Here is an 11767-nt window from a genome sequence, read left to right as displayed (position 1 = left end):
GCAGCCACTGTGGCCAGATGTTCCGGCCACAGTGCACAACAGCAAAAGAGAATACGGAGGAATCCGGCCTGACGAGCCGGACCCAAGCGAACGACCTTACTTGATCGCAATCTCGTCGAAGTTGAACGAACCGTCCGGCGCCACGTAAGCACCCGACAGACGTTTGCTGCGCGCGTAGAGCACTTTTTCCTGGACCAGGAAGATCCACGGCGCGTCGGCCCAGATGCGCTTTTGCGCATCCATGTACAGTGCCGTCTTCTGCGCGCGGTCGGGGGTCTCGAGCGCCTTCGACAGATCGGCGTCGACGGTATCGTTCTTGTAGTAAGCGGTATTCGTGAGCTTCGGCGGCATTGAAACCGATGCCAGCAACGGCGAGATCGCCCAGTCGGCTTCACCCGTCGACGATGACCAGCCAGCGTAATACATCCTCACGGGTGCGGTTGCCGGATCCGGTGCGCTCTCTACCTTCGCCACGCGCTGCCCGGCTTCGAGCGCTTCCACTTGCACCTTCACGCCGACCTGAGCGAGCTGCTGCTGCACGAATTGAATGACCTTTTGCGAGGTCGAATTGTTATACGCTGACCAGAGGGTGGACTCGAAACCGTCCGGGTAACCGGCCTCTTTCAGCAGCGCACGCGCCTTGGCGGGATCGTAAGGCCAGGGCCCGGTTTTCGCCGCGTAATCCACGCCTTGGGGCACGACACCGTCGGCCGGCGTGGCGTAGCCGGAGAACGCTACCTTCGTGAGCGCGTCCTTGTTCACCGCGTAGTTCAGCGCTTCACGGACCTTCGGGTTATCGAACGGCTTCTTCGTCATGTTCAGGCTGATATAACGCACGATGATCGACGGTCCGGCGAACACGTCGACCTTCGGATCGGTCTTGAGCATGGCAGCCTGTTCATAGGGCACCTGAAAGGCGAAGTCGGCTTCGCCGGTGCGCATCAGCGCAGAACGCGTGTTGTTGTCGACGACCGGCTTCCAGTCGATCGCGTCGATCTTCGGATACCCCGTCTTCCAGTAGCCGGCGAACTTCTTCACCGTCAGGTCGCCCGCCGGGTCCCACTTCACGAATTCGAACGGGCCCGTGCCGACCGGATGAAAGCCGATGTCCTTGCCCCACTTCGTCATGGCAGCCGGCGAGATCATCACCGCCGACGGATGCGCGAGCACGTTGATGAAGGCCGAGAACGGCGTCTTCAGCGTGATCTTGACCGTGTACGGATCGACCGCCTCGGTTTTCTCGATGCGGTTGAACAGGTTGTAGCGCTTGAGCTTGTTCGCCGGATCGGTCACGCGGTCGAAGTTGGCCTTCACCGCCGCCGCGTTGAAGTCGGTGCCGTCCTGGAACTTGACGCCCTGGCGCAGCTTGAATGTGTAGACACGTGCATCGGGGCTCGCTTCATAGCTGGTTGCCAGCACGTTGACGAGCTTCATGTCCTTGTCGAAACCGAACAGGCCTTGATAGAACGATTTCGCGGCGGCTTGCGAAAGCGTGTCGTTGGCGTCGTAGGGATCAAGGCTCGTAAAGGTCGATGCCACGGCCATCACGGCGGTTTGATCGGCATGTGCCGCCCCGCTCGCGAGCATGGCGAAAACGACCGCGCCGCCGGCCACCAGCGCACGCAAACGAAACGGATGAGACAGGACAAGCGAGTTCATAAGGGTGGGCTCCAGGCAGCTTGGTAACAAAACAAGTAAGCAAAAGTCGTGGTGAAAAACGTCGGGCGCTTTAAGCGATCAAAAGCGATCAGTACGCACCGCCAATCCGATGCTCGGCAACAAAGTGATCAGGACCGACCATGACAAGCGGGGCGAACCCCGGCTCGTCGTCGAGCGCGCGAATCGGGCTTGGCATTTCATCGACGGCCAGCACGCGCTTCGCGTGACGTCGGGCCGGGTCGGCAACCGGCACCGCGCCCATGAGTTTTCTCGTGTATGCATGCTGCGGCGCTTCGAACACCGAGCGGCGCGGCCCGATCTCAACGATCTGCCCGAGATACATCACCGCGACGCGATGGCTGACGCGCTCGACCACCGCCATGTCATGCGAAATGAACAGGTAAGCCACGCCGAGTTCACGCTGCAGATCGAGCATCAGGTTCACGATCTGCGCCTGCACGGACACGTCGAGCGCCGAGACGGATTCATCGGCAATCACCACTTTTGGATTCAATGCGAGCGCACGGGCAATGGCTATGCGCTGGCGTTGGCCGCCAGAAAATTCGTGCGGGTAACGTCGTGCTGCTTCGGCCGGCAGTCCTACCTTGTCGAGCAGCCATGCCACCCGCGCCTGCGCCTCGGCACCTTGCGAAACGCCATGCACGAGCAGCGGCTCCATGATCGAGAAGCCAACCGTCAGGCGCGGATTCAAGGACGCAAACGGGTCCTGGAAAATAAACTGGATGTCGCGGCGCAATGCCTGCAACGCGGGTCCGGTCAGCGAACTGATCTCGTTGCCGTCGAACTCGATCGAACCGCTCTGGCTTTCAACGAGTCGCAGCAACGAGCGGCCCGTGGTGGATTTACCGCAGCCCGATTCACCCACTAGCGCAAGCGTTTCGCCGGGACGCAAGTCGAAGCTCACGCGTTCAACGGCATGCACGCGGCCCGTCACGCGGCCGAACAGACCGGTCCTGACCGGGAAGCGCGTCACCAGATCACGCACGCGGAGGATCGGCGGCGTGGAATCGGCAATAGCCGGCTGCGCTTCGTGCGCGACCGATGGTGCGGGAACCAGCGTTTCGTCGGCACCGGCTTGTTCCACCGTGAGAATCGGAAACTTGGCCGGCGAGTCGGTGCCTGACATGGCGCCAAGACGCGGAACAGCGGCCAGCAACGCCTTTGTATAGGGGTGCGAAGGTGCGGCGAACAACGGTCCGGCCGCACCCTCCTCCACCTTCTCACCGTGATACATCACCAGCACACGGTCGGCCACCTCGGCGACCACGCCCATGTCATGCGTGATAAAGATCACGCCCATGTTCATCTCGTCCTGCAAGCCGCGGATCAGTTGCAGGATCTGCGCCTGGATCGTGACGTCGAGCGCGGTAGTCGGTTCATCGGCGATCAGCAAGGCGGGCTTGCATGACAGCGCCATCGCAATCATCACGCGCTGGCGCATACCGCCCGACAGCTGATGAGGGAACCGGGCTGCCACGCGGCGCGCTTCGGGAATACGCACGAGGTCGAGCAGACGCAAGGTTTCCGCGCGGGCTGCACCGCGGCTTTTATGCTGATGCAGCGAGATTGCTTCGCCGATCTGGTCGCCCACGGTGAACACCGGATTCAGCGATGTCATGGGCTCCTGGAAGATCATCGCGATGTCGGCGCCGCGGATTGAACGCATCGTGCTGGATGACGCGAGCGCAAGATCAAGCACCTGGCCGTCGCGCCGCCGGAACGCAATGGAGCCGCTGGCAATGCGGCCGCCGCCATGCTCGATCAGGCGCATCAGCGCAAGCGATGTCACCGACTTGCCCGACCCCGATTCGCCGACGATCGCCAGTGTCTCGCCGCGATCGACCGTCAGCGACAGATTGCGCACCGCGTTGAACGCCTTGTCGCCCTGGCGGAACGCGATCGAAAGATCGTCGACAGCGAGCACGCATTGCGGCGGCAAGGTGTCGAGACGCGAGCGTGCAATGTGCGGTGAAATCGGCACGATGTTTTCCTCAAGGAATGAACGCGGCTCGGGCGATGATTCGCGCATTGCCGGGCGTAGGACCAGACTGATGAACGAACGTCAGCGATAAATCGCCGTGACAGGTGCAACGCCTACCCGCGCAAAACCGCGGTACATGCCTTCGGTATTGAAGGGCAACGTGACGTTGCCGAGCGCGTCGACGGCGATCAAACCACCGCGGCCATCAATACGCGGCAGCCGTTTCATCACGACATCGGCCGCGGCTTCTTCCAGCGATACCCCGCGATACGCCATTTGCGCCGCGACGTCGTAAGCGACGACCATCCGCATGAACATCTCGCCGGAGCCGGTCGTGGATACGGCGCAGGTTGCATCGTCGGCATAGCAGCCTGCGCCAATCAACGGGGCGTCGCCCACCCGCCCGGCCTGCTTGTTGGTGACACCGCCTGTCGATGTTGCGGCAGCAAGATGCCCATGCTGATCAAGCGCAACCGCACCCACCGTACCGAACTTGCGATTCGGATCGATGGGTTCGTGCGGCGTGGGTTCTTCTGCACCGCCATCCGGCGATGGGGCTGAAAGTGTCCCGCCGTCGTGATCGAGCATCACACGTTGCTGGCCCCGTGCAAGCAACCATTGCTTGTGACGCGCATCGGTATGGAAGTACGAAGGGTCGACCGGTTCAAACCCCTGTGCTACGGCAAATGCTTCTGCACCTGCGCCCGTGAACATCACATGTTCGCTTGCCTCCAGCACGCGGCGCGCGACCAGGATCGGATTGCGCACGCGCTTGACGCAGCAGATCGCGCCCGCTTCGAGCGTGCTCCCATCCATGATTGCAGCGTCGAGTTCGTGCGTGCCCTCGGCAGTGAACACCGCGCCGCGTCCCGCATTGAACAGCGGGTTGTCTTCAAGAAGACGCACTGCTTCGCTCACGGCGTCGAGCGCGCTGCCACCGGCGGCCAGCACGCTCTGGCCTGCTGCGAGGACATCGTTCAGGCTCGCGTGATAGCGCTGCTCTGCGTTTGGATCCATCTGCGTGCGCAGGATCGTGCCGGCGCCGCCGTGGATAGCAATGACTGCAGTTGGATTCATCGTTTCGGCTTTTTGTTGGGTCGCGGAGTACGGGATGTCCGGGGCTTGATCGCGGAACCATTCGACGAACCCGGCGTTGACGGGCTGTTTTCGCCGGACGAGGTCTTGGTCAGCCACGGCAACACGAATTCGGTCATGTCCGCGGCCGCTTTCGCCGAGCGTTTGGTGCGATACGCAACGGCGTCACAGAGTGCCTCAATCACCGCCAGCACCGCCGCGTCGGAGTTCGCCGCGAGCCGTCGTTCTGAGCGCACGCACAGCGTCAGGTCCGCGAACTGTCCGAGCGGTGAGTTGACGCTGTCGGTCAGGGCGAGCACGCGGGCACCCAGGCTCGCGGCACGGCGTGCGAGCTGGATGGTGTCGTCGACATAACGAGGAAACGCAATGCCGATCACGAGATCGCCCTCGCCTGCGCTGAAGAGACGGCGCGCTGCGTGCGTCGGTCCGCCAACGAACGCAAGCGATTGCACGTTGCTGTGATAGGGCATCAGACCGTGCTCCATCAGTCCCGCCAAAAACGCGCTCGAGCCGGCGCCGAGTACGAACACGCGGCGCGCGGCAAGAATGGCTTCGACTGCTGCATCCGCTGCGGCGCCGTTGATGTCGCTGCGTGTCAAACGCAAATTAACCTCTGCCTGCTCAAGCGACGCGCCGAGCAAAGCGTCACCGCTCGCGGGCGATTCCTGCGCTGAACGCAAACGCTCAACCGGTGCAAGCGTGGCTTCGAAACCGCGCACTAGCGCGCTGCGAAATGCCGGATAACCGTCGAAGCCCAGCGTACGTGCAAAGCGGTTTGCAGTCGCCACGGAGGCGCCGACGGCATCTGCCAGTTCATCTATGCGCATGGTTGCCGCGCGGAACAAGTTGGCCTGAACGTAGGCGCCCATACGGCGATGGATTGGCGTCAGGCCCGGCATTGCCGCCACGATAAGTGCCGCGATGCTCAGTCCGGACGGACCGGATACAGCGGGCGGATGGTCTGCCATGAACAAGGATCAGCGAGAAGCCGAGAAAGTGATGATGAAAGTATATTTACACAAAATATTTGTGGAAAAAAATTCATTTTCATTGGAAGGGTTTCCCCTGAGCAGGTCTGGGCGGGGTATGCAGCCCCGTTCAGACGGCTTCCCTAGCCGAGAACCAATGTGATTTGAAGCATGCTGAGTTGTCGCTACTTTGTTGGTTGGGAACCTTCAGACCGAGGTAATGGACATTCAGTGAGATAGCAATTACCGATACAAACAATAGGTATCCTGACTATTGTTCCGGACGGCTTAAGCTGCGTGGATCGGCAGCCGCGGCCTACTCAGTGCCGATGATGCATCCACCAATGGCGGGAGTGATCATCCATGCGCTCGCGGTTTTGACCTGGCCACTTCGACTCGTTAATTAGCAGAATAACTGCCACCAGTGCGAGGCCGCCGAGCCCGACCAGTACATTGATTAAATCGATAGCAGAACTGTGCAAGCTTAATCGCGACGCGGTGCCTAGAAGATCGATTACAGTGTTTACAAATTCATCCACGATGCCCTCCCACGTCCTCTGCACTTACCTCTACATGATAGGTAAACAGAGGCTTAAGAGTAAGCGATCGGTCTTCAAATTTTTGAGGATTTTCCCGGGGTATTACAGCGTGCGGTTACGTCCCAGCCTGATGGTGCTGGGCGTCTTGTCGCTTTTCATCATGTCGGGGCCCGGCTGTCGGATTCGCACGCTGTTCGCGTTGTTCGCGTGCACGAGATGTGCATGTTCCTGGCAGCGGCCCCATCGGGAAATGATTCAAGAATGGCCCTTGAATCATTCAAGAATGAGGCGATAGCCCGAAATGAGGCGATCGCCGTCGTCCTCGGAGTACCTCCATCGTCTCATCCGCAAGAAACTACGAACCCGCCATCAAACCACTGGACTGGTTTGGCGCACCCGCGCTCTCGGACCGAATGTCACGAAACTAGCAACGGCTAGCACCCAGGCGCCGATACAGCCGTACAGCATCACAAGTCCAAATCCATGCACGAGCGCTGCGTGAACGGCCGCCCCTGACGAATCCGGGGAGCCTGATCCGGTAAACCCTTGCTTGAGGGAGATGACATCGCCGGCGGCTATTCGCTCCGCAAGGGATTTAAGTTGTCGTGCATCGAGAGACCCGGAAGACGCATTCCTCAACGACGACAAGATGCCTTCTATCAGGATGTACCCCATCAACGCGATATTGACGGCCAGCGAAATGAGCCTGGCACTCATGTCGATGCCCGAAGCCATGCCTGCGCGCGTGCTCGGAACGGAACTGGTCGTCGTATTGGTCACGGGCGTATTGGTCAGTCCCAATCCGATGCCGGCCAACAAACAACCGGGCAGCATGGTCAGCCAACTGGCATGCTCCGCGCCACTGCCCGCTCGCATCAGAATGAAACCCGCGCCGATAGTGAATAAGCCCAACGGAATGACGACACCCGGGTGATATCGAAGCGAAAGGCGTTCGGCCAACGGCGGTATGACCAATGTGGGAAGCGTATACGCCAGAAGCGCCGATCCGGCCGTCACGCTGTCGTAGCCCAGACTGCTCTGGAAATAAATTGGCAGATAAATCATGAATGGCCAAAAGCTAAAATTCATACCCATCGATCCAAAAAGCGCGCCCGAAAAATTGCGTATCCTGAACACGGAAAAATCGAACATCGGATGAGCGTTGATCTTTTCCACGAATACAAACAGGATAAAGCTGATCACGGTCGCGGTAATAATGCCAATGCCCTTGATACTGGTAAAACCAAGATCAGACCCTTGCGTAATGAAATACGCCAGACCGAAAACCGATAGAGAAAGCGCAACAATTCCCAGCAGGTCCAGCTTTTTCGCCTGCGGGTCGCTGGACTCCTCAACCCCGTTGAAAACGAGAATCAAGGTTACTATCGCAATCAGAACGTGGATTAGAAATACCCACTGCCAGTTCGATATCGCGACGATCACCCCGCCCACAATCGGCCCAAAACCCAGACCGATGCCAAATATGATCCCCCAGGCGCCAAAGGCTTTGGTACGGGCCTGTCCCTCCTGGAACTGATGCGATAAAACCGCCACCTGGCAAATCAGCATCGCCCCACCGGCTATGCCTTGAAGAAAGCGGCTCACGATTAACACGGAAACGCTCTGCGCCATCCCGCAAATCAATGATGTGATCCCGAACAAGACAATGGCGATCATAAAAATACGTTTCCTGCCAAACCGGTCGGCAAGTGTCCCGGTTGCCATCAAGACCGTCGTACACGCAATGGTGTACGCATTCATGATCCATTGCATCTCCTTGAAATCACCCTGCAATACTTTCTCGAGGGTTGGCAATATCACGGGGACGCTGGAAATCTCCAGGCCGAACATGAGCGAAGCCAGGCAAATGCCGGCCAATGCAATTGAGTTTCTAGCGGGATTAACGAGTGTCATGAATATCACGGGTTGGCCAAATGCTCCGGCTACCCGCGCCTCCCGCATATCGTGGCAAAACGTGGGGGTATTGACGTGCTATACGCACGGAATAAACCACTGAACTCGATTCGATAACGCTGCATGTTGGATTGACACCGGAATAGTGAATGGACCCACCCGCTAAAAAACAATGCAAGTGGTGCGCAATGCTTCGCACCTACGGGTGAAAAGGTAATATAGAGGGAATTGATGTCGTCATTGATTCATTGATTTCCTATCAATGAATCCAAATTGGAACCAATAGGATGCTGGCATGAGTGACAAGCTTCACGGCGTGACTACCTTCGTCCAGGTCGTCGAATCCGGCAGCTTCGTGTTGGCTGCCGAACGGTTGAACCTGACGCGTTCGGCCGTCGGCAAGGTAATCGCGCGGCTCGAATCGCGGCTCGGCGTGCGCCTGCTTCATCGCACCACGCGCAGTCAGAGCCTGACCGAAGACGGCCAGACTTACTACGATCGCTGCGTGCGGGCATTGGCCGAACTGGACGCGGCTGAAGCCGATCTGGAAAGCGGCCGGCGTGAACCGCGCGGCCGCTTGCGCGTCAGCGTGCCAATCGCATTCGGCCATCTTTGCGTGGCGCCGGTGCTGTTGCGTCTTGCATCCCGGCATCCGCAGTTGCAGATCGACATTTCGTTCAGCGATCGCGCGGTCGATCTGGTGGAAGAAGGATTCGACCTCGCCGTACGCATCGGCGAGTTACGCGATAGCGCGAGCGTCGCGGCGCGCCGTCTGGGCGTGCAGTACTCAAGCATTGGCGCTGCGCCGTCGTATGTGGCGCGGCACGGGCTGCCTGCGAGTATCGAAGAGATGGACGGACATGCAGGCATTGCGTACTCGCGCGCCGGCGCGGTGTCGCCCTGGCAGGTACGAAATATCGATGGCCAGGTGCGCCAAGCGCGCATCCGGCCCCAGGTGAGTCTGGACGATGTGCAGGCGATAGCGACTGCGGCCATCGAAGGCTTTGGATTGGCTTGGATGCCTAGTTGGCTGCTGTCGCGTTACGAGAAAACCGGTGAACTGGTGGTCGTCATGAATAGCTGCGGCATGCTCCCGCAGGATATCCATGCCGTGTGGCCCCAGACGCGCTACCTCCCCTCGAAGACACGGCGCGCTATTGACGCACTGGTCGCCGAGATTCCGGGGATGATCGCGGGATGAAGCCGTCAAGGTGGGCCTTTCCCTTCACCAGTGGGCGACTTTCGGCAATTGCCATCCATACGTGACAGACGCCACGCGCAAGATGAAACACGCGGCGCCGCCGAGGAGCGCGGTGGCCATCGGCGATAGACCCAACCGACGGCTGACGACCAGCGCAACCCCTCCCACGAACGCGGCGCTTGCATAGATATCGGCGACCAGCACCATGGGCACGCGAGCCAGCAGGATGTCTCGTATGACGCCACCGCCCACGCCGGTGATCGTACCCATCAGCGTCGATATAAACGGCCCGATGCCATAGCTCAGCGCCTTCTGTGCGCCCGCCACGGCGAATAGCGCAAGGCCGGCCGCGTCCAGCGCCATAAGCAAGGGCGCCGACAGATAGCGCGCCTCGCTATGAAAGATGAAAGTCAGCAAGCCTGTGAGGAACGCAAGCGCCGGGTAGCGCCAATCGCGCACGGCATTGGGAGGCGTTGCGCCGATCAGCAGGTCGCGAATTACGCCGCCGCCAAGCGCCACCACAAATGACAGGACCATCACGCCGAGCAGGTCGAGTCCGCTCTGCATGGCCGTAATCGCGCCCTCGGCGGCAAACACCGCGGTTCCGGCAAGATCGGCTACCAGGACTATCGTTTCGATTTTTTTCATCGTTCAGGTCTGCGATGGATATTTTTTGTATTGATCGAGTATCGAGGAGCGTGCGGCTCCGCATCAAGCGGTGCGCTCCAGATAGCGCTTTACTTCGGCATCGATCCATTCCATGAAATGCGCCTGCTTAACGCTCAACACTTCACGCTGTTGCCAGACGAGCCAGTACGGATACGGGTAAGGCACGTGTATATCGGTAATCTGGACGAGCTCGCCGCGACTCATGGCATCGGCAACAAGCGTGCGCCGTTCAAGCGCGATGCCCTGTCCCAGAAGCACGGCACCCAGCACGATATTCGAATCGTTCGCGAACAGGCCACTTACATTCTCGGGCTCGCGCACGTTGGCGGCGCGGCACCAGTCGGTCCACGGAGCATCGGTGCTTCTTATCAATGGACACGCCACGACCTCTTCAGCGGAGCGAGGAAGCTGACCTCCGTTGAAATGCGGCGCAGCCACGATCAGCAGTTCGTCGCTGAATAACTCTTTCTGAGCGAGACCGGGCCAGTGCCCTTGTCCCATTCGAATGCTGGCATCGGCCAGACCGTGCCGCATGTCGTGTATCTCAAGACTCGTTTGCAAGCGGACACGGTAATACGGATGGCGGTCCCGGAAACTCGACAACCGAGGCAGCAACCAATGCAAAGCGAACGACGGCAGCGTTGCGATGACCATTTCGCTTTCTTGAGGGCGGGCCTGGGCCAGAAGCGTCGCATTGGCAATGTCGCGAAGCGCCGAGCGTATTTCGAGCGCATAGAGACGCCCCTCTTCCGTCAGCCGCAATCCTCTCGCTTCACGCACGAAGAGCGCAATGCCCATCATGTCTTCGAGAATTTTGATCTGCTGACTGACCGCCGAGTGCGTCACGTGGAGTTCCCGCGCAGCGAGCGTGACACCGCCGAGTCTGGCAGCCGCTTCGAAACATTTGAGTGCGGTTAACGGCGGAATGTTTTTCATGTAAGGTTTTCTTACGAAAGACGTTTGTTTATGTCGCTTTTCATATGCCGGCTAACTGTTTAACCTGACGTAAATGGCGGTCTTATGTCCTTTGTGCAAGCGCATTCGGCGATGCGCATAAAGAGTGCCGCATGATAGATATTCTAACGGGAAGCGTATGAAACTGATCGGAATGCTGGACTCGCCTTATGTGCGCCGGGTGGCGATTTGCCTCAAGCTGCTTGAGCTTGATTTTGAGCATCGGCCGGTGTCGGTATTCAGGGACTTCGAGGAATTCCGCAAACTCAACCCGGTCGTTAAGGCACCGACTTTGATCCTCGACGATGGTCAAAGCCTGATGGATTCAACCCTGATCCTCGATTATGTGACGGCCATTGCCGGGCCGGTCGTCACGTCGACACCGGACCACGCCGGCGATCGTTTGCGCGCAACCAGGCTCGCCGGTCTCGCGTTGGCAGCGTGTGACAAGACAGTGCAGATTGTCTATGAACGCAACTTGCGCCCCATCGAAAAACAACACGAACCGTGGATCGATCGCGTCAGCGTTCAATTGCTAGCGGCGTACGCGGGGCTCGAGGCCGAACTGGCGTTGAGTACCCTGCCTCTGGACGCAGGACGGCTTGGACAAGCGGGCGTGACCGTCGCGGTTGCCTGGAGATTCACCCAGATGATGGTGCCGAAAATTGTTGTCGCAGCGGAGTATCCCAACCTGCAATCGTTCTCGGCTTTCGCTGAGCAGCAGCCTGCTTTCGAAAGCACGCCGCCCGAATGAACGATCGCGAAG

The 11767-nt window shown here is 59.4% G+C and carries 9 protein-coding genes; 2 read left to right on the top strand and 7 right to left on the bottom strand.

Going from position 1 to position 11767, the window contains the following annotated elements:
- Positions 1-96: 96 nt before the first annotated feature.
- From gsiB to GSQ93_RS28610, 5 genes are all read right to left on the bottom strand, one after another.
- Entirely contained in the window at positions 97-1659 is a 1563-nt protein-coding gene (gene gsiB, locus GSQ93_RS28630) for a glutathione ABC transporter substrate-binding protein GsiB (RefSeq protein WP_158939015.1), read from the bottom strand.
- An 88-nt stretch (positions 1660-1747) separates the two neighbouring features.
- Complete coding sequence (locus tag GSQ93_RS28625; protein ID WP_158939014.1) at positions 1748-3661, bottom strand: dipeptide ABC transporter ATP-binding protein; 1914 nt, start codon at positions 3659-3661, stop codon at positions 1748-1750.
- Between the two features lie 81 nt (positions 3662-3742).
- Entirely contained in the window at positions 3743-4738 is a 996-nt protein-coding gene (locus GSQ93_RS28620) for an isoaspartyl peptidase/L-asparaginase family protein (protein WP_158939013.1), read from the bottom strand.
- On the bottom strand, positions 4735-5724 hold the full coding sequence (locus tag GSQ93_RS28615; RefSeq protein ID WP_158939012.1) for a MurR/RpiR family transcriptional regulator: 990 nt from the start codon (positions 5722-5724) through the stop codon (positions 4735-4737). Before GSQ93_RS28615 ends, GSQ93_RS28620 begins: the two co-directional genes overlap by 4 nt.
- 908 nt (positions 5725-6632) lie before the next feature.
- A complete protein-coding gene (locus GSQ93_RS28610) occupies positions 6633-8177 on the bottom strand; it encodes an MFS transporter (protein ID WP_158939011.1) in 1545 nt (514 codons plus the stop codon).
- A 295-nt stretch (positions 8178-8472) separates the two neighbouring features.
- Between GSQ93_RS28610 and GSQ93_RS28605 the strand changes: the two genes are divergently transcribed.
- Positions 8473-9378, top strand: coding sequence for a LysR family transcriptional regulator (locus tag GSQ93_RS28605; RefSeq protein ID WP_158939010.1), 906 nt, complete (start codon positions 8473-8475; stop codon positions 9376-9378).
- A 24-nt stretch (positions 9379-9402) separates the two neighbouring features.
- On the opposite strand, the gene GSQ93_RS28600 is transcribed toward GSQ93_RS28605, so the two are convergent.
- Positions 9403-10026 carry a trimeric intracellular cation channel family protein gene (locus GSQ93_RS28600; RefSeq protein WP_158939009.1) on the bottom strand — a complete coding sequence of 208 codons (624 nt, stop codon included), beginning with the start codon at positions 10024-10026 and terminating at the stop codon, positions 9403-9405.
- A gap of 63 nt (positions 10027-10089) precedes the next feature.
- A complete protein-coding gene (locus tag GSQ93_RS28595) occupies positions 10090-10983 on the bottom strand; it encodes a LysR substrate-binding domain-containing protein (RefSeq protein ID WP_158939008.1) in 894 nt (297 codons plus the stop codon).
- Between the two features lie 157 nt (positions 10984-11140).
- On the opposite strand from GSQ93_RS28595, the gene GSQ93_RS28590 reads away from it, so the two are divergent.
- Positions 11141-11755, top strand: a complete 615-nt coding sequence (locus GSQ93_RS28590; RefSeq protein ID WP_158939007.1) for a glutathione S-transferase — start codon at positions 11141-11143, stop codon at positions 11753-11755.
- Positions 11756-11767: the final 12 nt, after the last annotated feature.

Source organism: Burkholderia sp. S171 (assembly GCF_009766085.1).
In the GTDB taxonomy this organism is placed as follows: Bacteria; Pseudomonadota; Gammaproteobacteria; order Burkholderiales; family Burkholderiaceae; genus Caballeronia.
Note: the sequence above shows the minus strand (reverse complement) of the source record. Positions and strands in the feature narration are given on the sequence as shown.

Coding starts and splice junctions, on each gene's coding strand:
- gsiB (WP_158939015.1), bottom strand. CDS start 1,659: ATGAACTCGCTTGTCCTGTCTCATCCGTTTCGTTTGCGTGCGCTGGTG.
- GSQ93_RS28590 (WP_158939007.1), top strand. CDS start 11,141: ATGAAACTGATCGGAATGCTGGACTCGCCTTATGTGCGCCGGGTGGCG.
- GSQ93_RS28605 (WP_158939010.1), top strand. CDS start 8,473: ATGAGTGACAAGCTTCACGGCGTGACTACCTTCGTCCAGGTCGTCGAA.
- GSQ93_RS28610 (WP_158939011.1), bottom strand. CDS start 8,177: ATGACACTCGTTAATCCCGCTAGAAACTCAATTGCATTGGCCGGCATT.
- GSQ93_RS28600 (WP_158939009.1), bottom strand. CDS start 10,026: ATGAAAAAAATCGAAACGATAGTCCTGGTAGCCGATCTTGCCGGAACC.
- GSQ93_RS28615 (WP_158939012.1), bottom strand. CDS start 5,724: ATGGCAGACCATCCGCCCGCTGTATCCGGTCCGTCCGGACTGAGCATC.
- GSQ93_RS28595 (WP_158939008.1), bottom strand. CDS start 10,983: ATGAAAAACATTCCGCCGTTAACCGCACTCAAATGTTTCGAAGCGGCT.
- GSQ93_RS28620 (WP_158939013.1), bottom strand. CDS start 4,738: ATGAATCCAACTGCAGTCATTGCTATCCACGGCGGCGCCGGCACGATC.